The sequence below is a fragment of the Streptomyces sp. SID13031 genome (assembly GCF_010548305.1).
Taxonomy (GTDB): Bacteria; Actinomycetota; Actinomycetes; order Propionibacteriales; family Kribbellaceae; genus Kribbella.
In genome coordinates this window covers 30,414-52,785 of record NZ_JAAGLV010000027.1, presented here as the reverse complement: position 1 = coordinate 52,785, position 22,372 = coordinate 30,414, and the positions used below count along the sequence as shown (strand labels likewise).

General features: G+C 68.9%; 15 protein-coding genes, 1 pseudogene and 1 riboswitch. Of the genes and pseudogenes, 5 read left to right on the top strand and 11 right to left on the bottom strand.

Going from position 1 to position 22,372, the window contains the following annotated elements; translation table 11 throughout:
• The first annotated feature begins 56 nt into the window (after positions 1–56).
• Positions 57–2,180, top strand: coding sequence for an MMPL family transporter (locus G3I17_RS36420; protein ID WP_164603387.1), 2,124 nt, complete (start codon positions 57–59; stop codon positions 2,178–2,180).
• Positions 2,181–2,222: 42 nt separating this feature from the next.
• On the opposite strand, the gene G3I17_RS36415 is transcribed toward G3I17_RS36420, so the two are convergent.
• On the bottom strand, positions 2,223–2,417 hold the full coding sequence (locus tag G3I17_RS36415; RefSeq protein ID WP_164603385.1) for a DUF3046 domain-containing protein: 195 nt from the start codon (positions 2,415–2,417) through the stop codon (positions 2,223–2,225).
• Positions 2,417–3,520, bottom strand: coding sequence for a hypothetical protein (locus G3I17_RS36410; protein ID WP_164603383.1), 1,104 nt, complete (start codon positions 3,518–3,520; stop codon positions 2,417–2,419). The genes G3I17_RS36415 and G3I17_RS36410 overlap by 1 nt, the downstream gene beginning before the upstream one ends.
• Before the next feature lie 80 nt (positions 3,521–3,600).
• On the opposite strand from G3I17_RS36410, the gene G3I17_RS36405 reads away from it, so the two are divergent.
• The 3 genes from G3I17_RS36405 to G3I17_RS36395 all read left to right on the top strand — a co-directional run bounded on the left by G3I17_RS36405 (position 3,601) and on the right by G3I17_RS36395 (position 9,491).
• A complete protein-coding gene (locus tag G3I17_RS36405; protein WP_164603381.1) occupies positions 3,601–8,190 on the top strand; it encodes an ATP-dependent helicase in 4,590 nt (1,529 codons plus the stop codon).
• Positions 8,191–8,193: 3 nt separating this feature from the next.
• Positions 8,194–8,979: an Fpg/Nei family DNA glycosylase gene (locus G3I17_RS36400; protein WP_164603379.1), complete on the top strand. Its 786-nt coding sequence runs from the start codon at positions 8,194–8,196 to the stop codon at positions 8,977–8,979.
• A 92-nt stretch (positions 8,980–9,071) separates the two neighbouring features.
• Positions 9,072–9,491 (top strand): DUF4262 domain-containing protein, encoded by a 420-nt coding sequence (locus tag G3I17_RS36395; protein ID WP_164603377.1) that lies wholly within the window; start codon positions 9,072–9,074, stop codon positions 9,489–9,491.
• A gap of 86 nt (positions 9,492–9,577) precedes the next feature.
• Here G3I17_RS36395 and G3I17_RS36390 read toward each other — a convergent pair.
• From G3I17_RS36390 to G3I17_RS36355, 8 genes and pseudogenes are all read right to left on the bottom strand, one after another.
• A pseudogene (locus G3I17_RS36390) lies at positions 9,578–9,802 on the bottom strand (helix-turn-helix transcriptional regulator); the annotation flags it as partial.
• A gap of 163 nt (positions 9,803–9,965) precedes the next feature.
• Positions 9,966–10,568, bottom strand: coding sequence for a CinA family protein (locus G3I17_RS36385; protein WP_203591255.1), 603 nt, complete (start codon positions 10,566–10,568; stop codon positions 9,966–9,968).
• Complete coding sequence (pgsA, locus tag G3I17_RS36380; protein ID WP_164603373.1) at positions 10,565–11,188, bottom strand: CDP-diacylglycerol--glycerol-3-phosphate 3-phosphatidyltransferase; 624 nt, start codon at positions 11,186–11,188, stop codon at positions 10,565–10,567. Before pgsA ends, G3I17_RS36385 begins: the two co-directional genes overlap by 4 nt.
• Complete coding sequence (gene rimO / locus G3I17_RS36375) at positions 11,185–12,735, bottom strand: 30S ribosomal protein S12 methylthiotransferase RimO (protein WP_164603371.1); 1,551 nt, start codon at positions 12,733–12,735, stop codon at positions 11,185–11,187. Before rimO ends, pgsA begins: the two co-directional genes overlap by 4 nt.
• A 1,070-nt stretch (positions 12,736–13,805) precedes the next feature.
• Positions 13,806–14,567, bottom strand: a complete 762-nt coding sequence (locus G3I17_RS36370) for a RodZ domain-containing protein (protein WP_203591254.1) — start codon at positions 14,565–14,567, stop codon at positions 13,806–13,808.
• Positions 14,568–14,660: 93 nt separating this feature from the next.
• Positions 14,661–15,233 carry a hypothetical protein gene (locus G3I17_RS36365; RefSeq protein WP_164603361.1) on the bottom strand — a complete coding sequence of 191 codons (573 nt, stop codon included), beginning with the start codon at positions 15,231–15,233 and terminating at the stop codon, positions 14,661–14,663.
• Positions 15,234–15,236: 3 nt separating this feature from the next.
• Positions 15,237–17,885, bottom strand: a complete 2,649-nt coding sequence (locus G3I17_RS36360) for a DNA translocase FtsK (RefSeq protein ID WP_203591253.1) — start codon at positions 17,883–17,885, stop codon at positions 15,237–15,239.
• A 97-nt stretch (positions 17,886–17,982) separates the two neighbouring features.
• The gene (locus G3I17_RS36355; protein ID WP_164603359.1) at positions 17,983–18,501 is read right to left on the bottom strand and encodes a DinB family protein; all 519 of its coding nucleotides are present in this window, start codon (positions 18,499–18,501) and stop codon (positions 17,983–17,985) included.
• Positions 18,502–18,664: 163 nt separating this feature from the next.
• Positions 18,665–18,779, top strand: a riboswitch (SAM riboswitch).
• A gap of 17 nt (positions 18,780–18,796) precedes the next feature.
• Here G3I17_RS36355 and G3I17_RS36350 point away from each other — a divergent pair.
• On the top strand, positions 18,797–20,161 hold the full coding sequence (locus tag G3I17_RS36350) for an aminotransferase class V-fold PLP-dependent enzyme (protein WP_164603357.1): 1,365 nt from the start codon (positions 18,797–18,799) through the stop codon (positions 20,159–20,161).
• Positions 20,162–20,225: 64 nt separating this feature from the next.
• Here the strand turns inward: G3I17_RS36350 and G3I17_RS36345 are convergent, their stop codons facing one another.
• Positions 20,226–22,289, bottom strand: coding sequence for a prolyl oligopeptidase family serine peptidase (locus G3I17_RS36345; RefSeq protein ID WP_164603355.1), 2,064 nt, complete (start codon positions 22,287–22,289; stop codon positions 20,226–20,228).
• Between the last annotated feature and the right edge of the window lie 83 nt (positions 22,290–22,372).

The following is a 22,372-nucleotide window of genomic DNA, read 5'->3' as shown; positions in this document are numbered from 1 at the left end:
CGGGCTCGTTGACGTGCGCCCAGTCGGCCACGAGTCTGGACTTGGGGGTGTTACCGATGGCTGGAACAGGGCGGCTGGCGGCATTGCCGTGCGGCAAGGTGTCGAAGTGGATCGTGCTCGGGCTGTGGATCATCGCGGTCGCCGTGTGTTTCAGTCCGGCCGGCAAGCTGACCGGCGCCCAGGACAACGACGCGGTGTCCTGGCTGCCCGGCAACGCGGAGTCCACCGAAGTACTGAAGGCAACGGCTCAGTTCTCCTCACCGGACGAGATCCCCGCCGTACTGGTCTACGAGCGGGCTGGTGGAGTGACCGAGGCCGACAAGCAAGCCGTCGCCGGCCACGCAGCGGAGTACGGGAAGTTGCCGGACGTCGATCGCGAGGTGATCGGGCCGATTCCCTCGGAGGACGGCAAAGCACTCCAGATCCTGGTACCGATCAACGCGGGCTCCGGTGGCTGGGAAACTATCGGCGCCAGAGCGGATGACATCCGCAGAGTCGCCGCTGAGCGACCTGATGGGCTGTCGTTCCATCTCACCGGGCCTGGCGGCTTCGCTGCCGACTCGCAGGAGGCGTTCGCGGGCATAGACGGCAAGCTGCTCTACTCCGCGGCCGCTGTCGTGATCATCATCCTGCTGCTCACCTACCGCAGCCCAGTGCTGTGGCTGCTGCCTCTGATCTCAGCAGGTATCGCGCTGTTCGCCGCACAGGCCGTTGTGTACCTGCTGGCGACCAAGGCAGACCTCACTGTGAACGCCCAGAGCGCAGGCATCCTCACAGTGCTCGTCTTCGGCGCAGGGACCGACTATGCCCTGCTCCTGGTGGCACGCTATCGAGAAGAGCTCCGCCGGCATCAGGACCGGCATGAGGCGATGGCCGTCGCTCTCCATCGATCTGGCCCGGCCATCTTCGCGTCCGGCTCGACAGTGGTGGCCGGCATGCTGTGCCTCCTGCTTGCTTCGATGAACTCGACCCGCGGGCTAGGTCCTGTGGCCGCAGTCGGCATCATGGTCGCGCTGCTCGCCATGCTGACGCTGCTGCCCGCCTTGCTGGTGGTGTGCGGCCGTTGGGTGTTCTGGCCGCTGCGGCCGACATACGGGTCCGACGACCACACGGAGACGAGCGTGTGGGGCCGGATCGGGCGACGGATCGCAGTACGGCCCAGACTCACTTGGGTCACCACCACTGTCTTGCTTGGCGCTGCAGCGCTCGGGATGCTCACACTCGACGCCAATGGGCTGTCGAACGAGGAGTCCTTCACCGGTACGCCGGATTCCGTAGTCGGCGAGAAAGTCGTGGCAGCGCACTTCCCAGCCGGCGCAGGCAATCCACTGGTCGTCGTAGGCAAAGCAGACCACGCCACAGAGATCCGTACTGCGCTGTCGTCGGTACAGGGCATCGCCTCGGTCGCCGAGCCGCAGACAGCGGGCGGGCTCGCCTACATCGAGGGCACGATGACTGACGCCGTCGACACTCAAGCAGCGAAGGACACTGTCGACCGGGCGCGAGCAGCCGTCCATGCCGTTGCCGGGGCCGACGCATTGGCCGGCGGTGGCGCCGCGATCGTGCTGGACACGCAGCGGGCGTCGAACCACGACAACAAGGTGATCATCCCGGTCGTACTCGCGGTGGTGCTGATCATCCTCGCGCTGCTACTGCGGGCACTACTCGCGCCGGTGCTGTTGGTGGCCACCGTCGTGCTGTCCTTCGGGGCTGCGCTCGGGATCAGCTCGCTGGTGTTCCATCACCTGCTGGGGTTCGACGGCGCGGACAGTTCGCTACCCCTGTTCGTCTTCGTCTTCCTTGTTGCCCTGGGCATCGACTACAACATCTTCCTGATGACCAGGGTGCATGAGGAGTCGAAGGTGCACGGGACCCGGCGCGGGGCACTGATCGGCGTCGCGGCGACCGGTGGGGTGATCACGTCGGCCGGCCTGGTGCTGGCGGGCACGTTCGCGGTACTGGCGACGATGCCGGTGGTCGCGTTCGCCGAGATCGGCATCGCGGTTGCCCTGGGCGTCCTGCTGGACACCATCGTCGTCCGGTCGGTCCTGGTCACGGCGCTCAACCTCGACATCGGCCGGCATCTGTGGTGGCCGAGCAAACTCGCCCAGAAGCGCGACCCGTCCCCCGCCGAGGCGTCAGCCGATCCCGAACCAGAACGCGCCCTCGCCGGCAACTGACAGCCGGCACTTCAGGCGCGCCGGCGAGCACCAGTACGCCGCCTAGCGCTCGCTGGCTGGGAGTTGCAGGTGCGCCCAGACGGCGCGCCAGACGTCCTTGGCGGCTTCGCCGTCGGCCAGGGACTCGTCGACCGTGCGGCCGCCGAGCTCACTCAGCGCCTGGGTCTCGGCCCACGTTCGCGAGTAGGCAGGGCCCAGATGGCTGTCCATCCGGACCCAGAACTCCGTCAGTCTCATTACTGCCCATCGTTGTCCGGCGGCCTGTTCCAACCGCCTTGCTGTCCGCCCTGCTGAGGCGGCTGACCCCAGCCACCCTGCTGCGGAGGCTGTCCCTGTGGGGGTTGTCCGTGCGGAGGCTGGCCCTGAGCGGGTGGTCCCTGAGGCGGCTGACCCCAACCACCCTGGCCCTGCTGAGGCGGACCTTGCGGCGGCTGTTGCGGCCCCCACTGGCCGGGCTGACCCTGCTGCGGAGGCTGCGGCTGCCCAGGGTACTGCCCCGGACCAGGTTGGCCGTATTGCTGCGGCGGCTGCCCTGGCTGGCCATACGGACCCTGGCCGTGCTGACCAGGCTGCCCGTACCCACCGGGCTGGCCCTGCGGCGGACCGTACTGACCAGGCACACCCTGCTGGCCGCCGTACTGGGGACCCCACTGACCTTGCTGCGGCTGCCCCGGGTACTGCCCGTATTGGCCGTATTGCTGCGCCTTGGCCTTGCGACTGCGCAGTACGAAGAAAGCCACGGCACCCCCACCGAGCAGTAGGAGCACGATGACCAGGATCAGTGCCCAGGCCGGGAAGCTACCGCCGCCCTCCGACGTCAGTGACACCTTGCCCAGTTTGTCGAGGCTGTCGTATGTCGCAGTGCGGCCGCTGATCTTGGCGCCTGAATCGTGATCGATGATCTTGCCGGGCATGGTGATCTTGAAGTCCACCACCGGTGTCGTGCCAGCCGTCGAGGTGCCCAGGTTCGGCTGGTTGACGGTGACGACGAACTTGTCGCCGTCCTTGCGGACGCTGACGCCTTGCCCGGTCGAGCTGCCCATGTCGCTGAACGGCACGCCGTCGAACGAGCAGTCCTCGCCGACGTACTTGTCGTCCTCGAAGGCCTTACAGGTGACACCGTCGGTGGCGGTCTGCTTGATCGCCTTCTCGATCTCCTGGCGGATCTCGTCGAGCGACTGGCCGCTGCTGGTCATCAGTTGCTTGTCGACGCCGAACTTCAGCGTGCCGGTGACGGTCTCGTTGGAATTCACCTTGAGGTCGCCATCGAACTTCACGCAGCCGGTCAGACCGACCAGGCAGGCCATGATGACGAGCGCGGTGCGCACGCGGTTCTTCATGCCGCCGATCATTCCAGAAGCCGGAGACAAAATGCCCGCCGGGAAGGTCCGGCCGGAAACTGTCGGAGCGGCCGGGCAAGATGGGGGACGTGCAGAAAGCCAGCGCGTTCAGCCTCTTCTCGCCCGCGACCCGGGCGTGGTTCGGCGACGTCTTCGAAGCGGCCACCCCGGCCCAGCTCGAGGCGTGGGACGCGATCACAGCGGGCCGGGACGCGCTGGTGGTCGCCCCGACGGGTTCGGGCAAGACGCTGGCGGCCTTCCTCTGGGCGCTCGACCGGCTGGCCACGACGCCACCACCGGACGACCCGAAGCTGCGCTGCCGGGTGCTCTACGTGTCGCCGATGAAGGCGCTGGCGGTCGACGTCGAGCGCAACCTGCGAGCGCCTCTGATCGGGATCCGGGAAACCGCACGACGGCTGGGCGAGGCACCGATCGATGTCGAGGTCGCGGTCCGCTCGGGCGACACCCCCGCCAACGAGCGCAGACGGTTCGCGACGAAGCCTGCCGACGTACTGATCACCACCCCAGAGTCGCTGTTCCTGCTGCTCACTTCGCAGGCCCGGGAGTCGCTACGGGGCGTGGAGACGATCATCATCGACGAGGTGCACGCGGTCGCCGGCACCAAGCGCGGTGCGCATCTCGCCCTCACACTCGAGCGGCTCGACGCGCTGCTGCCCAAGCCCGCCCAGCGGATCGGCCTGTCCGCGACGGTGCGGCCGGTCGAGGAGGTCGCGCGATTCCTCGGTGGCGAGCGACCAGTGAAGGTCGTCCAGCCGAAGTTCACCAAACAGTGGGACCTGAGCGTCGTCGTGCCGGTCGAGGACATGGCCGAGCTGGCGAACACCGAGATCGAGACGTCCGGGCCGGCCGCCGGGCCGCCCCGGCATGCGTCGATCTGGCCGCACGTCGAGGAGCACGTCTTCGACCTGATCTCGGCGCACCGGTCCACGATCGTCTTCTCGAACTCCCGGCGGCTGGCCGAGCGGCTGACCGCCCGGCTCAACGAGATCGCCGCCGAGCGGGCCGAGCTCGAGCTGCCGGAGGCCGGTTCGCCGGCCCAGCTGATGGCTCAGTCGGGCGCGTCGCTGGCCGCTCCCCCGCTGATCGCGCGGGCCCACCACGGGTCGGTCAGCAAGGAGCAGCGGGCCCTGATCGAGACTGACCTGAAGTCGGGCCGGCTGCCTTGTGTCGTGGCGACCAGCAGCCTCGAGCTCGGCATCGACATGGGAGCGGTCGATCTGGTCATCCAGGTCGAGGCGCCGCCGTCGGTCGCGAGCGGTCTGCAGCGGGTCGGCCGCGCGGGTCACCAGGTCGGCGCGGTCTCGCGTGGAGTGCTGTTCCCGAAGTTCCGTGGGGACCTGGTCGACACGGCCGTCGTGGTCCAGCGGATGCGCGACGGGCTGATCGAGAGCCTGCACATCCCGTCGAACCCGCTCGATGTGCTCGCCCAGCAGATCGTCTCGATCGTCGCCCTCGACACGATCGACGTGGACGAGCTCTACGCACTCGTACGCCGGTGTGCCCCGTTCGCGACTTTGCCGCGGTCGGCGTACGACGGCGTACTGGACATGTTGTCCGGGCGGTATCCGTCGGACGAGTTCGCCGAGTTGCGGCCACGGATCGTGTTCGACCGGGTCAGCGGTGAGATCTCCGGCCGGCCCGGTGCGCAACGGCTCGCGGTGACCAGCGGTGGCACGATTCCGGACCGCGGCCTGTTCGGCGTCTTCCTGGTCGGCGAGACCACGAATCACCGCGTCGGCGAGCTGGACGAGGAGATGGTCTACGAGTCGCGGGTCGGCGACGTCTTCACGCTGGGCGCGTCGAGCTGGCGGATCGAGGACATCACCCACGACCGGGTGCTCGTCTCCCCCGCGCCCGGCCAGCCGGGGCGGCTGCCGTTCTGGAAGGGCGACGCGGTCGGCCGTCCGGCGGAGCTGGGAGCGGCGACCGGTGCTTTCGTCCGGACGATGGCCGCGCTGCCGCCGGCGAAGGCGATCAAGCGGGCGCGGGACGCCGGCCTCGACGAGTACGCCGCGAACAACCTGGTCGCGTATCTCGGTGAGCAGCGCGCAGCGACCGGGCGGGTGCCGGACGACATCACGATCCTGGTCGAGCGCTTCCGCGACGAGTTGGGCGACTGGCGAGTCTGCATCCACTCCCCGCACGGCGGGCAGGTGCACGGCCCGTGGGCGCTGGCGATCGCCGCCCGGCTGCGCGAGCGGTACGGCATGGATGCGCAGTCGGTCTCAGGTGACGACGGCATCGTGCTGCGGCTGCCGGAGACGGACGAGCCGCCGCCAGGTGCCGATCTGGTGTTGTTCGATCCGGCGGAGATCGAGGATCTGGTCACCGCTGAGGTCGGCGGGTCGGCGCTGTTCGCCTCGCGCTTCCGGGAGTGCGCGGCGCGGGCGTTGCTGCTCCCCCGGCGCAACCCGGGCAAGCGATCACCGCTGTGGCAGCAGCGGCAGAAGTCGGCGCAGTTGTTGAGCGTGGCCAGCAAGTACGGCTCGTTCCCGATCGTGCTGGAGACGCTGCGCGAGGTGCTGCAGGACGTCTACGACCTGACAGCGCTGAAGGATCTGCTGACCGGCATCGGGGAGCGCCGGATCTCCGTCGTCGAGGTGGAGACCACCGAGGCCTCGCCCTTCGCGAAGTCGCTGCTGTTCGGCTACGTGGGCGCCTTCATGTATGAGGGTGACACCCCACTCGCCGAGAAGCGCGCGGCGGCGCTGGCGCTCGACCAAGGCCTGCTGGCCGAGCTCCTCGGCCGCACCGAGCTGCGCGAACTCCTCGACGCCGAGGTCGTGCTACGCACCGAGGCCGAGCTGCAACGCCTCGCCGAGGATCGGCGCGCTCGCGACGGCGAAGGGCTCTTCGACGTACTACGCCTGATCGGCGCACTGTCGTTGTCCGAGGCATCACAACGTTGCGTGGACGGCTCGGATGCCGAAGCCTGGCTGACCGAGCTGGCCGCGGCCCGCCGAGTGGTCCGCGTACGGATCGCGGGTGAGCACCGATGGGCCGTGGTCGAGGACGTAGCGCGGTTGCGTGACGCGCTCGGCGTCCCGCTGCCGCCCGGCATCGCCGAGGCGCATGCCGAGCCGGTCGCGGATCCGCTGGGCGATCTGGTGTCGCGCTATGCGCGAACCCATGGTCCCTTCCGGGCGATCGATCTGGCGACTCACCTCGGCACCGGCGTGGCGGTGATCACCGATGCGCTGCGCCGGCTGGCCGCGGCCGGGCGGGTGGTCGAGGGCGAGTTCCTGCCGGGCGGGATCGCGATGGAGTGGTGCGACAGCGAGATCCTGCGCCTGCTCCGCCGCCGCTCACTCGCCGCGCTGCGCAAAGAGGTCGAGCCCGTCGATCCATCCGCGCTCGCGCGCTTCCTGCCCGCCTGGCAGGGCATCACGAGCAGCCGCGGACGCGGATACGACGTACTGCTGGGCGCGGTGGAACAATTGGCGGGGTGTGCTGTTCCCGCGTCGGCGCTCGAGTCGATCGTGTTGCCGTCGCGAGTGCCCGGCTATCAACCGTCGATGCTGGACGAGCTGACGGCGACCGGTGAAGTGGTGTGGGCCGGGTCCGGTTCGCTGCCAGGCACGGATGGCTGGGTTTCGCTGCACCTGGCGGACAACTGCGATCTCACCATGCCCGATCCGGATCCATCCTTCGAGCTCGGCGAAACTCATCAAGCCGTGCTCGACGCGTTGTCGGGCGGCGGCGCGTTCTTCTTCCGGCAACTGAGCGATGTCGTCGGTGCCACCGCAGGAGTGGTCGACGACGAGACCCTCGTCGGCATTCTGTGGGATCTCGTCTGGGCCGGACATCTGACCAACGACACCTTGGCTCCCGTCAGATCCCTGGTCAGCGGCGGTCGCGGCACCCATCGGACCCGCCGCACTACGCCGCGCGCACGGCCCGGGCGGGCCCTGAGGCCAGGGCGGCCCGCGATGCCCGCGCGAAGTGGTCCACCGACAGCCGGCGGACGATGGTCGTTGCTGCCGGAACGCAACGAGGACGCGACCCGACGCGCCCACGCGGCAGCGGAGACGCTGCTGGATCGCTACGGGATCGTCACGCGTGGCTCGGTGATCACCGAGCGGACGCCAGGTGGGTTCGCGGCGGTCTACAAGGTGCTGAGCGCTTTCGAGGAGTCCGGGCGATGCCGGCGCGGGTACTTCGTGGCTGGGCTCGGGGCTGCGCAGTTCGCTTTGCCGGGTGCGGTCGATCGGCTGCGAGCGATGGCCGAGTTGCCGACGAGCGGGTCCGGGTCGAGCAGCCGGAGCAAAGAGGAGCTGGCGGCGCGTGCCGTAGTACTGGCGGCCTCTGATCCGGCCAATCCGTATGGTGCCGCCCTTCCCTGGCCAGAGCGGGAGAACGCCGGCGGACATCGCCCGGGGCGGAAGGCCGGGGCGCTCGTGATGCTCGTGGATGGGCGGCTGATCGTGTACGTCGAGCGTGGCGGGCGGACTGTGTTGAGCTTCACCGAGGATCCGGAGTTGCTGCAACCGGCCGTGGATGCGCTCGCGCTGGCGATCAGGGACGGTCATCTGGGCAAGCTCAGCGTGGAGACCGCCGATGGCGAGCAGGTGCGGCACACGGCGTTCGGGGATGCGCTGGCGAAGGCCGGGTTCCATGCGACACCGCGTGGGCTGCGGCTCCGGGCCTGAGCCATGCCTGAAGGAGATACCGTCTGGCGAGCTTGTAAGAGGCTCGATCAAGCGCTGGGTGGGCAGGAGCTGACCCAGACGGACTTCCGCGTGCCGACCCTGGCGACCACCGACCTCAGCGGGCAAAGGGTGCTCGAGGTCGTTGCGAAGGGCAAGCATCTGCTGATGCGGCTCTCGAGTGCCGTGACGATCCACAGTCACTTCCGGATGGACGGCAGTTGGCATCTGTACCGGCCGGGCGAGCTGTGGAAAGGCGGTCCCGATCATCAGGTGCGGGCTGTGCTGACGACCGGCAACTGGGTGGCGATCGGGTATCGGCTGCCGGTGCTGGACCTGGTCGCGACCTCCGCCGAAGACAGCGTGGTCGGCCACCTCGGCCCGGATCTGCTGTCACCAGCCTTCGATCGGGACTTGGCGCTGGCCAACCTCGCCGCCGAACCGGAGCGGACGATCAGCGAGGCATTGCTGGATCAGCGGAACCTGGCCGGGATCGGAAACTTCTACCGGAGCGAGGTCTGCTTCCTGCTCGGCCTTCATCCGTGGCGGCCGGTGTCGTCAGTGGACCTGGGCGGCGCGGTCGACCTCAGTCGCCGGTTGATGAAGGCGAATCTCCGGCATGCCGCTCAGGTGACGACCGGGGTCGACCGGCCTGGGCAGCGCTCATACGTCTTCGAGCGGCCCGGCAAGCCGTGCCGGCGGTGCCGGACAACGATCCGGACGGCCCCGATCGGCGAGCCGCCCAGGGAGCGCGTCAGCTACTGGTGTCCCACCTGCCAGCCCGAGCACTGAAATCTGCCTGTGGATGAACCGCCGTTCCGGCGGAAAGACGGATACCTTCCCTGACGAGTCGAACATTTGTTCGAGTCCGAGAGGAGACGGTCATGTGCGACATCTGCGGCGGCATCACGAACCCCGAGTACGAGCGGCAGCTGCTGACCAACATCCAGCGCCACGGCTGGACGGTCCAGTTCATCGAGGGAGACAGCGGGCGGAATCCGGCCTATGCCTACACGCTCGGCCTGAGCCTGCACGGGCATCCGGAGTTCATCACCTTCAACTGCCATCCGGAGTTCGTCGCGCACGAGCTCCAGCCACTCGCGGAGGCGGTGCTCAGCGGGCGACGGTTCGACGAGGGAGACGATCTCCGCGACCTTCTCCTGCCGCGGCTGCTGCGGTTGCCGGACTCGACAGCACATCTCTACACGGCGAACACCCTGTTCAGGCGGCCGGGCGACCCACCGGTCGAAACGCTGCAGCTGGTCTGGCCGACCAGAACCCCATGGTTGGAGAGCGGACGATGACCGTCCGCGGGCTGCCGGTATCAGGCGGCGGAAGCAACGACCTCGGGCTCGATCACCGAATGAGCCATCACCAGGGCCTCTTCACGGGCCAGATCCTCGCTCACCTCGGCGAAGACCGTCGACAGCGGCACTTCCAGCGCCATGCAGATGGCCGCGAGCAGCTCGCTCGACGCTTCCTTCTGACCCCGCTCGACCTCGGACAGGTAGCCGAGGCTGACCCGAGCATCGGCGGACACCTCGCGCAGAGTGCGCCCCTGGCGCAGCCGCTTGCGCCGCAGGACGTCGCCCAGGAGGCCACGAACCAGCACCATGAGGTTTCTCCCTTCCGCCTGTCGGACCGAACCTACTCGCACCGTAGCTCGACCGTGGAGACCAACGGTACCCGTTGCCGGGTCACTACTCCTCGCAATGTCCAGCTTCGGTGCGCCGTGCCAGTCTGCCCTACCTGTTCCCATGGTGGTCTCAACACCCCGATCAAGCCAGTTCTTCCGCTACCAACTCGGCAGCCAGTGCCAAGACGGCCCGCACACTCCCCTGCCGGACCTCCGCCCGGTCACCTTTCAAGGCCAGCTTGCGGACGCGTACCGCGCCCGGTCCGGCAGCTGCGACATAGACGGTGCCGACCTCGATACCGGCCTGAGGGTCCGGACCGGCCACACCAGTCGTGGCAAGCCCGTAAGTGGCCCCGAGCCGCTCTCGGACACCCGTGGCGAGGGCAACGGCCGTGTCGGGATGAACCGGGCCCACATCGGCCAGGAGGTCCGCCGGCACGCCGGCCAGAGTGGCCTTCAGGTCGGTTGCGTAGACGACGACGCCGCCTCGATAGACGGCTGAGACGCCGGGCACGTCGGTCAATGCCGCGCCCACCAGACCGCCTGTCAGGGACTCCGCCGTCGCCAGCGTCTCCCCGCGCGCCTTCAACCGCGCAACCAGCCCCAGCAACACCTCCCGAGCCTCTTCGTCACCGGTGCCGGCGGTGGCCTCGATGACAGCCGCTGGGGCGGCGTCAGGGATGGGCTCGGGGAGGGCCTTGGGGATGCTGGATTCGGGGCTTGCCGGAGCGTGGCCCGAGGTCATGGAAGGGGGCGTTTCGCGGCGGCGCGGAGGCGGAGCGCCCGGCCTACGTAGTCCAGGCCGGTGACGATGGTGACGATGACGGCGGCGCCCATGAAAACGATCGCGGTCCAGTGCAGGACGGCGACCGAGTGCCAGGGAAGGAGGTAGAGGCCGAGGGCGATCGCCTGCAGGACCGTCTTGAGCTTGCCGCCACGGCTGGCCGGCATCACGCCGTGCCGGATCACCCAGAAGCGGAGCCCGGTGACACCCCACTCGCGGACCATCACGACAACGGTGACCCACCAGGGCAGGTCCCCCAGGATCGAAAGGCCGATGAACGCCGCCCCGGTGAGTGCCTTGTCGGCGATCGGGTCGGCGATCTTGCCGAAGTTGGTAACCATGTTCCAGCGGCGCGCGATGTCGCCGTCGAAACGATCGGTGACGATCGCGACCACGAAGGCGGCGGTGGCGAGCAGCCGGTTGCCGTCGCTGCCTCCGGCTTCGCGGAGCAGCAGCCAGACGAACAACGGCACCAGGACGAGCCGCAGTACGGTCAGCGCGTTCGCCGCGTTCCAGGCGCTGGGCGCGCTGAGCGGACCGGCGGCGGCGCGCGGCACCGGGTTCGTCGGCGGGATCGTCACGCGGTCAGATTAGCTGCCGGAACGCCCTCTCGGGTGCGCACCTGCGCGGCGAATGCGGCGATCAGGTCAACCCCTTCGCTGCCGACGACCTCGGCGATGACCAGATCACCGATGGCGAGCTCCGCCGGGAGATCGGTCAGCGTGGTCGAACCGTCGACCTCGGGGCCCTGGTGGGCGGCGCGCCCTTCGGCGGTGTCGCCGTCGATCGACTCGATCAGGATCTCGACCGTCTCGCCGATCCGGGCCTCGGCGCGGGTCGACGTCAGGTCCTCGGCGAGCCGGGTGACGCGGTCGAGGCGGGCCGCGATGGTGTCCTCGTCCAGCTTGCCGTCATACGTCTCGGCCTCGGTGCCGTCCTCGTCCGAGTAGCCGAACACCCCGATCGCGTCGAGGCCGGCGCGGGAAAGGAAGTCGCAGAGAATGTCCACGTCCTCCTCGGTCTCGCCCGGGAAGCCGACGATCACGTTGCTCCGGATGCCGGCCGTCGGCGCCTGCGCGCGAACCTGTTCGATCAGCTCGAGGAAACGCTCGGAGTCCCCGAAGCGGCGCATCCGGCGCAGGAGCGGGCCCGATGCGTGCTGGAACGAGAGGTCGAAGTACGGGACGACGCCGGGAGTCGACGCCATCGCCGTGATGAGAGTGGGGCGCATCTCGGCGGGCTGCAGGTACGAGACGCGCACACGGGTCAGGCCCGGCACCTCGGCGATCTCCGCGACGAGCGTCTCGAGCAGGCGCAGGTCGCCCAGGTCCTTGCCGTACGAGGTGGAGTTCTCCGAGACCAGGAAGACCTCGCGGACGCCGTTCTCGGCGAGCCAGTGCGCCTCGCCGAGCACCTCCGTCGGGCGGCGGGACACGAACGCGCCGCGGAAGGCCGGGATCGCGCAGAACGCGCACCGACGGTCGCAACCCGATGCCAGCTTCAACGGAGCCATCGGGCCGCCGTCCAGCCGGCGACGGACGATGCGAGGGCCGCTGGCGGGTGCTGAGGCGAGGTCGGGAGCGTCGATGGTGAGCTCGGACGCCTTGACGGTGCGTCCCTTCAGGCCCTGCTCGGCAGTGGAATCCGAGGAGGCATCGCCGTGACCGGGCAGGGAGACGCCGTGGGCGTTGGCGCGGTCGGCGGGAGCGAGCGGCAGAAGCTTGCGACGGTCGCGCGGGACATGCGACTCGTGCTTGGTGCCGGCGAGGATCGAGCGGAGCTTCTCGGAGATGTCCGCGTAGTCGTCGAAGCCGAGCACGGCATCGGTCTCCGGGAGCGCCTCGGCCAACTGCTCGCCGTAGCGCTCTGCCAGACAGCCGACGGCCACGACTGCCTGAGTGCGGCCGGACTCCTTATAGTCGGAGGCGGCCAGCAGGGTGTCGACCGAGTCCTTCTTGGCAGCTTCGACGAATCCGCAGGTGTTGACCACCACGGTGTCCGCCTCAGCGGCGTCGTCGACGAGCCGGAAACCTCCAGCCTCGAGCCGGCCGGCCAGTTCCTCGGAGTCAACGTCGTTGCGAGCACAGCCCAGCGTGACCAGGGCGACGGTGGTGGGAGTCGTAGTCATCACCCACGAGTATGACCCCTCCCCCAACGCCCCTCGAAATCAACCACCACCCAACCCACCCGGAGCTGACGCTCCACCACAACCCACCAGAACGCGACTCTCCCCCACAACAACCAGCAGGCGGCACACCACCACCGTCCAGCACCCAGCAAAGCAACAAGCCACCCCAGCCCCAAACAGCCCCCTTTCCCAGCCCTCGAACACCTAAATGCCCACCTATTCGCCACCCCTCGCACCAACTCCGACTGCAAACCGCACGGCCCCACAGACGAGGAACGCGGCAACCGCCGTCCGGAGGCGGCATCCCAGCACCCGGCGGAGGCACCCGAGCGAGGTGGCCATCCCGGCACCCCGGCGGAGACGGCCATCCCTGCCCCGAGTGAGGTGGCTATCCCGGCACCGGGCGGAGGCGGCCATCCCGGCCCGGCCGTGACTGAGCACCGCGGTACGGCGGTCAGCTTGTTCGCGTACGCGGCGGCTAGCGCCTGGCACGCAACGCCCGGCGGCTGGTGACCGCGCAGCGCCCACGGACGTGGCGCCCAGGAGCACCGGCAGGCGGTGCATCCCGCGCGACCCACCAGTTGCGGATGGTGCAGGCAGACCCTGGTGGGTCTGGTTCGCAGGCTGTCGTGGATGGCTTCGTCGGTGGGGCGAAGGAGGTCCGGGCCGGGAGGCGGGGCGGGCGCGGTGGTCAGTTGCTGGTGATTGGTGCGCTTGCAGACCTGGGCGACTGCAGCCGTGGTGGTCTGCAGGGCGAAGGCGAGCGCGCCAGCGGCGGTTGCTGAGGCGGCAACGTGTGCTGGGGATAGTGCCCACGGGGCTTGCGCACGGGGGCTGTCCCTCGGCGGGCTGGTGCCCGGGGAGATAGTGCCCGGGTGGTCCTGCGGGACGGAGCCCTGGGGTGGCTCTCCGGGACGGAACCCGGGGTAGTCCTGCGGGACGGAACCCGGGGTGGTTCTCCGGGACAGAGCCCGGAGTCGTCCTGCCGGACAGAGCCCGGAGTGGTTCTCCGGGACAGTGCTTGGTGGGTAGCGCCGGTGAGGAGTCCGTCGGGGTGGCGCCCAGGGCTGCTAGTCCTCGGGGGTGGCTATTTTGCCGGTGGGGAGGATTGTGAAGCGTTTGGCGGGTGGGGTGGCTTTGGTGTCGTTGATGAAGACGGTGATGTTGCTGCCGTTTTCGAGGGTGACTCTGATTTCGCCGGAGTACTTGATGGTTTGGGTGGAGCCGGGGCCCAGGACGCCCTGGAAGAGTCTGATGCCCTTGGAGTTGCGGATGGTGACGTAGGAGCCGTCGCCGCGGGCGGTGAGGGTGAGTTTGGTGCGGAGGGGGGCGGCCGGCGTCGTGGGCTTCACCGGGGTGGTGGGCTTCACGGGCGGCTTGGCCGTCGGTTTGGGGGCCGGGGTGGTGACGGCGACCGTCGGGGTGCTCTTCGAGGCGTTGGCCTCGACATCGCTGGGGAGGGTGAACAGGCGGACCATGCCCCAGCCCATCAGGCCGACCAGGATCGCGCCCAGGACGACCGCCCAGCGCGGGCGGGCCGGGTGCAGGGTCGGGCGCTTGGAGTTCGCCCGCTCCTCGCGGCGTACTCGGTCCGGTTGCGGGGCCGGGTGCGTCTCGTCGAACTTCGCCAGCAGGGCTTCGGGGTCGGCCTTGACCACGCGCGCGATCGACCGAATGTGGCCGCGGGCGTAGAAGTTGCCGCCGCAGCGGGTGAAGTCGTCGGCCTCCATGGCGGTGAGCAGCCCGGATCTGATCCGGGTCGACGCACTCAGCTGCTCGATCGTCATGTCAGCCCGTTCGCGGGCTGCCGTGAGCTCGCTGCCGATGCTCACGCCACCACCTCTCTCCACCGTCTACAAGTTGGCTGCCCGATCCGCCGACATCACAACAGTCAACGGCCTGAGCTCGACGGGGTCACGCATGGCTCAGAGTTGTTCCCTGACCGGACATCTGGTGTCCGCCAGCATGTGTAGAGCCTGTACTACTTCCCCGTTGGACGGCTTGGCCGTCAACCCGAACGGTACCGCGAGTGAGGTGCCAGTCAGGCGACGGTTGGCATCGGTGACCTTGCGAGTCGCGGCCGGCATCTCGCTGAGCACCGGTCCGGGGTCGAACAGGTGCACCGCGATCCGGCCGTCGTCGAGCAGATGCCGCCGTTTGAGCACGGTGACCTCCTCGATCTCCTCCCACCGGGTGCCGATCCACTCGTTGCGGATCCGCAGCCGGATCCCGACCTCGTCGGCGACCAGCATCGAGCCGACGGTCAGCGCCCGCGCGCAGATCACCGCGAGCACGGCGAAACCGGCCGCGGCGATCCAGCGCAGGACACCGGTCGGGCTCGTCGACGCGGACGTCGCGAAGCCGATCGCTACCAGGCCGGCGCCGACCGCCAGGGCTCCGTGCACCTTTTGGGAGGCACGCACGCTGAACTCGTGGCTGACGGGATCGATGTCGACAGCGTGCTGCTCAGACCGGGGCATCGCGGTATGGGCGGTCACGGGTCACTCTCCTCGCAATGTGGCGACGAAGTCCTCTAGGTCGTCTGGTTTCACCAGTACGTCACGGGCCTTGGAACCCTCGCTCGGCCCGACCACACCCCGGCTTTCCAGGATGTCCATCAGCCGGCCCGCCTTGGCGAAACCGACCCGGAGCTTACGTTGCAGCATCGACGTCGAGCCGAACTGGGTGGACACGATCAGCTCGGCCGCCTGGACCACCAGGTCGAGGTCGTCGCCGATCTCGTCGTCCAGGTCCTTGCTCGGGCCCGGCGCCACGGTGACGTCCTCGCGGTACGTCGGCTGCAGCTGCGCCTTGCAGTGCTCGACCACCGCATGGATCTCGTTCTCGGTGACCCAGGCGCCCTGGATCCGCATCGGCTTGCTCGCACCCATCGGCAGGAACAGGCCGTCACCCTGGCCGACCAGCTTCTCCGCGCCGGGCTGGTCCAGGATGACCCGGCTGTCGGCCAGCGACGAGGTCGCGAAGGCCAGCCGGGACGGCACGTTGGCCTTGATCAGACCGGTGACGACGTCGACCGACGGCCGCTGCGTGGCCAGCACCAGGTGGATACCGGCGGCGCGGGCCAGCTGCGTGATCCGGACGATCGAGTCCTCCACGTCGCGCGGCGCGACCATCATCAGGTCGGCCAGCTCGTCGACGATCACCAGCAGGTACGGGTACGGCGTGAGCACCCGCTCGCTGCCCGGCGGCACCTTGACCTTGCCGCCACGCACCGCCTTGTTGAAGTCGTCGACGTGCCGGAACCCGAAGGCCGCCAGGTCGTCGTAGCGCATGTCCATCTCGCGGACGACCCACTGCAGCGCCTCGGCCGCCTTCTTGGCGTTGGTGATGATCGGCGTGATCAGGTGCGGGATGCCCTCGTAGCTGTTCAGCTCGACCCGCTTGGGGTCGACCAGGATCATCCGCACCTCGTCCGGCGTGGACCGCATCAGGACCGAGGTGATGAGCGAGTTGACGAACACCGACTTGCCCGATCCGGTCGCACCGGCGACCAGCAGGTGCGGCATCTTCGCCATGTTCGCGACCACGAAGCCGCCCTCGACGTCCTTGCCGAGGCCGGCCACCATCGGGTGGTGATCGTTGCGCGCGTTCGCCGAGCGGATCACGTCGCCGAGGCTGACGATCTCCTTGTCGGTGTTCGGGATCTCGATGCCGATCGCGGACTTGCCGGGGATCGGCGAGAGGATCCGGACGTCGGCCGAGGCTACGGCGTACGCGATGTTCTTCGACAGCGCGGTGACCTTCTCGACCTTGACCGCGGAGCCGAGCTCCACCTCGTACCGGGTGACCGTCGGGCCACGGGTGTAGCCGGTGACCTGGGCATCGATGCCGAACTGGTCGAACACCTCGGTGAGCTTGCCGACCACCGCGTCCGACGCCTTGGTGCGGGCTTTGTGCACCGAACCCGGCTTGAGCATCTGGCCGTCGGGCAGCGTGTAGGTGATGTCGCCGGACAGGCTGAGCTGTTCCACTCGCTGCGGCAGCGGCGTGTGGGGCGGCGGTTCGGGGGCCGATTCCGGCTCCGGCTCCTTCTTGGAACCGCCCTTCATCGCACCGGCGACCGCTCCGTAGATCGGCGGAGCGCCGGCAGCAGCTGCCGCCGCGGCGTCCGCGTCGACGTCGTACGGGTCTTCTTCGGGCTCGACGGCAGCCTTCTTGCGGCCGCGCTTGTCGATCTCGCGGCCTTCGAGCACCGGCGAGTCGTACGGCTTGATGGTCGGCTCGCCGTCGTCGTCCAGCTCGGCCTTCGCGCGCCGCTCCTTGCGCGACAGCCGCACGGTGTCGTCAGCAGCGGCGGTCACGGACGGCGCGTCGGCCGGGAGCTCGGTACGACCGAGCAGTACGTCGAACGCGGCGCGCACCCGCAGCGGGATCGCGTAGACCGGAGTACCGGTGACCACCAGGGCACCGAAGATCGACAGCAGCACGAGCAGCGGGGCTGCGACGTACGGCGTGAGCAGGTCGGACAGGAGCGAGGAGACGACGTAGCCGATCGCTCCCCCGGCGTCCTGCAGCCTGCCGTCAGCCGGGTTGCCGGGACGCGGCAGGCCGTTGGCGATGTGGACCAGACCCAGTACTCCGAGGGAGACCGCGGTCCAGCCGATCACCTGGCGTCCGGCCGGGCCGTTGCGGTCCGGGTGGCGCATCGTGCGCAGAGCGATGAACAGGAGCATCAGCGGTACGGCCCAGCCGAGCATGCCGACGCTGCCGCCGACTGCTACCCGGATGCCCTTGCCGACTGCGCCTGGCATGTCCCACCAGATCGCGGCGGCCACTACGAGCGCCAGACCGATCAGAGTGAGTCCCCCGCCGTCGCGGCGGTGTGCCGGGTCGAGGTCGCGGGCGCCGTGCCCGATGCCGCGGACCATACTGCCGATCAGGTGGGCGATCCCGATCCAGACCTTGACCAGCCCCCTGGCGAGGGCGAGCATCGCGGCCGCGAACGGGCCGGCGCTGCTGGATTTGGGCACAGCCGTCCGCGCAGTGGTGGAACCACTGCGCTTCGTGCTCTGCCCACGCTTCTGGGCGGCTGTCGGACGGGAGCGACCGCCAGCTGCCGAACGGCCCGATGCGGGGCTGCTGGCGGCGGACTTCCGCGCCCGCGCCGAGGAAGACGTGCGGGTCGCCATGTCTAGCAGGCTACCCCGCCTACCACTCGAGTCACACGTGTCACACGCCGATCACGCCGCCCCATCCGTAGCGTCACAGCGGCGCTACCCGGGGGTCTTAGGCGCCGGTGACGCCGTCGAGGTGCTCGCGGAGGAAGTCGGCGTGGCCGCAGTGACGGGCGTATTCGCCGATCAGGTGGATGTAGACCATCCGTAGCGAGGAGATCTCGTCGCGGAAGGTGAACTGCTCGTCGAAGGAGTGCCCCTCGGCGGCCTTGTCCGACAGCGCCCATTCGTCGATCAGGGCCTCGTACTCCGCCTGGGCGCGGCCGGCGTCGATGAGTTCGAAGTCCGCATCCTTGCCCAGCGCGAGATCGAAGACCGGCTCGGCCGGGTCGACGGTGGCGAAGTGGATGCGGAACCAGATCCGCTCCACCTTGGTCAGGTGCCGGATCAGTCCGAGCAGCGAGAGGTTGGACGGCGGCGACGGCCGCGAGGCCAGTTGCTCGGCGGTCAGCCCGGCGCATTTGTACAGCAGCGTGGTCCGGTAGAAGTTCAGGTAGCCGGCGAGCAACTCCTGCTCGGGCGCGACGAGCGATCCCTCGGGTCGCTCGACTTCAGGTGCGATCCAGGTCATCTCAAGATCCTCTCCCGGCATCACCGAGCCGGGCCACCGGATTAGGCCGATGCAGAAAAACCCCGACCTCGGCACGCTCAGCGTCTCATGGTACGTACGGGTATCCCAATAGGTGAGATAGCTGCTGGCGCATCCACCGGTTCGTTGGTTAACGTCTTCGGCAGGTCATGAGTGCCAGCGCGAAGCCCCGGCTTGCTGGCCGGCAACCCTCCTCCGCGGCGGGGTGCCCCGGGTGAGGACCCGGCCGTTCGGATACCCCGATTCGGCAAGTGCGGACCCTCCGGGAGCCAGAACCATGTCGATCCTCTCCATTCTCGAGCCTGCCAACACCGCCGTGACCACCCGGCCCACTGTCAGCAGACTCACCACCGGCAACATCCCTGCCACCGTCGCGAGCGACCTGCTGGTCCCGCTGGCCGACGGCCGCGTGACGGACTACGCGAACTTCGACCACGGTGCGAGCGCACCGTGTCTGGAGTCGGTGCGAGCGGCGGTCGAGGCCGCGCTCCCGTCGTACGCGTCAGTGCACCGCGGCAACGGCTACGCCTCGCGGATCACCACCCAGTGGTACGAGCGGGCCCGCGCCGAGGTGCACGGCTTCGTAGGCGCCCGGCGCGACGACCAGGTGATCTTCACCCGGCAGACCACCGACGCGCTCAACCTGCTGGCCCGCGCGGTACCGGCCGACGCGACCGTGATCGTGTTCGAGTCCGAGCACCACGCGGCCCTCCTCCCCTGGCCGGCCGAGCGGACCGTACGGCTCGCAGCGCCGACGAGCCAGACCGCAGCAGTCACCGCGGTCGCCGACGCACTGCGCGCTGCCCCCGAAGGCCCGCGCCTGGTCGTCATCACCGGCGCGTCGAACGTCACCGGCGAGATCTTCCCGATCGCCGAGATCGCGGCCGTCGCCAAGGCCCACGGCGCCCGCGTCTGCCTCGACGCCGCGCAACTCGCCCCGCACCGCCAGGTGGACATCCAGGAGCTCGATGTCGACTGGGTCGCACTGTCGGGTCACAAGCTCTATGCCCCGTACGGCGCCGGCGCGCTGATCGGCCGGGCCGACTGGCTCAACGCTGCCGACCCCTACCTGTACGGCGGTGGCGCCACCGCCACGGTGACCAGCGACACGATCGTGTGGAACGAGGGCCCGGCCCGGCACGAGGGCGGCTCTCCCAACGTGATCGGTGCGATCGCGCTGGCCGCCGCGTGCGCCGCGATCACCCAGCACCGTGAGGCGATCGAGCAGCACGAGCGCAGCCTGCTCGCCAGGCTCCGGACCAGCCTGGCCCAGATCGCCGGCGTGAATACCTACGACATCTTCGGCGCCGACGCTGACCGCGTGGGCACGGTGTGCTTCACGATCGACGGCGTCAGCTCGACGCTGGTCTCCGCGGCGCTCTCGGCGGAGTACGGGATCGGCGTACGGGACGGCAAGTTCTGCGCGCACCCGCTCGTCGGTCACCTGCTCGCCGACTCGCCGGAGACCACGGCCGTCCGGGCGAGCCTCGGCCTCGGTACGACGCGTGAGCACGTGGACCGCCTCGTCAACGCCGTCCGCGCACTGGCCACCGACGGCCTGACCGCGGACTACGAGGAGTCGGGTCACGGCTGTCAGCCCGTCGGCGACCCCCGCGACCTCGTGGCCCCGAAGATCTGGTGAACCCAGGCCCGCCTGCGGCCCGACCACCGCTCGGTCAGGCCGCTACCAGCGGGGCTTGGTAGTACTAGATGCCCGGCTCCAGACCTGTGTGGTGAGCGGCAAACGCCAGCAGGTCTGCCCACTCCGAAGCAACCATGGCTGCGGGCTTCCCGAAACCGTGGCCGGTGTTGACTTCGATGCGGCTCAGGACCGGGCTGTCACCTGCTTGGGCGTGCTGCAGGGTCGCCATGAACTTGTGGCTGTGCAGCGGCACCACCCGATCGTCGTGGTCGCCAGTGACGACCAGAGTCGCCGGGTACGACGTACCGTCGCGCAGGTTGTGCAGTGGCGAGTATGCCAGCAGGTCCTCGAACTGGGCCGGGTCGTCGGGCAGCCCGAAGTCCGATGCCCAGGCAGCACCCACAGTGAAGAGGTGGAAGCGCAGCATGTCCATCACGCCGACACCGGGCAGCGCCACTGCGAACAGGTCTGGCCGCTGGGCCATCACCGCTCCAACGAGCAGTCCCCCGTTGCTGCGGCCGTGCATAGCCAGCTGCGCAGGTGTGGTCACCTTGCTCTCGGTCAGGTCCTCCCCGACCGCGATGAAGTCGTCGAAGACGTTCTGCTTGTTCGCCAGCCGCCCGTCGTCGTGCCAGGAACTCCCGTACTCCCCACCGCCGCGCAGGTTGGCGATCACCAGTACGCCGCCCGCCGCGAGCCAAGCCGGCCAGCCCGGCTTGTAGTCGGCCATCATCGGGATCCCGAAGCCGCCGTACCCGTACATCAACGTCGGCCGCGGCTGATCGAAAGTCAGGTCGGCCCTGCTGATCAGGAAGTAAGGCACCTGACGCCCCGGCTCGACCCGCCGGCTGATGGTGATGTCGGGCGACAGGAACCCGACACCGGAGGGGACGAGCTCAGGGAGCGCGCGGAACTCACCAGTGGCCGCCGAGACGGCATAAGCGACCGTCGGATCGGTGGTGGACGACAGACCGATGAAGACCTCGTCGTACTTCGGTGAGGCGTTCAGCCCGACGACGCCACCACCCGGCACCGGGATCACCCGGGCGTTCCCGCCGTCGAGGTCGTGCAGCGTGAGGACCGGCTGCGCATCGACCAGGGACAGCACGGCCAGCCCCGAGGTCGTACCGCTGACGTCCTGCAAGGTGCCTTCGCCTTCGGGGACGAGGTCGGTGAAGTTGCCGGCCAGGTCCGAGCTCACAACGCGGCCTCGCGGCGCGTCGCGGTCGGTACGCAGTACCAGTTGGTCGCCGGCCATCCGGACGAACAGGGTCTCGTCGCGGAACTCGTCGATGACCTTGATCGGCTCACCCAGCGCGCCATCCGCGAGGGGGTAGAGCCACAGCCGGGACGCCGGGTCGGTGCCTTCGGAGATCGTCGCCACCAGGTAGCGATCGTCGTTGGAGACCTCGGGCTGGATGAAGATCCGGTTGTTGTCCGGGAAACTCAGGATCAGCTCGTCGTCCTCCTGCGGCGTCCCAACCCTGTGCAGCTTCAGCTGGCCACCGACGAGCGCCTTGGTCTCGGTGCCCTCACTGCGACCACTGGCCGGGAAGTGCAGGTACAGGTACGCCGACGAGTCCGGCATCCACGTTGCCTGGCAGAACTTCGCCCCTGTCACCACGTCGTCCACAGGGGCGCCGGTAGCGGCCTCCAGCAGCCGGAACGTGGTCCAGTCGCTACCACTCTCGTTGACGCCGTAGGCGAAGTACCGGCCGTCTGGGCTGACGGTGAAGCCGCCCAGCGAGTCAGTGCCATCCGTGGACAGCTTGTTTGGGTCGATGATGACCCGGCCACCTTCTAACAGCGCTTGCAGCGACTCGGCGACGTACACGACGTCCTGCGCCTGGGAGCCGTCATTGCGACCCACGAAGTACCAGCCGGACTTCCGGACCGGTACTCCGGCACGCGGCCTCGCCAGGATCGCGGACATGCTCTCCTGGAACCAGGCCCGCTCGGGGTAGCTCGACAGCTCGGCCTGGGTGGCCTCGTTCTGGCGGCGGACCCAGTCCTTGGTCTCGGCGGAGTCTGCGTCCTCCAGCCAGCGGTAGGGATCGGCGATCTGCCGTCCGTGCAGGGTGTCGACGACACTCTCGTCACGGCGGCTCTGTGGGTAGGCGGCGCTCATACCGGCCAACCTACTGCGCGTCCCACTCACCAGACCTTCAGCGGGCGGCATCCCGCGCTGGCGTCCGGTCTGGTGAGTGGGCC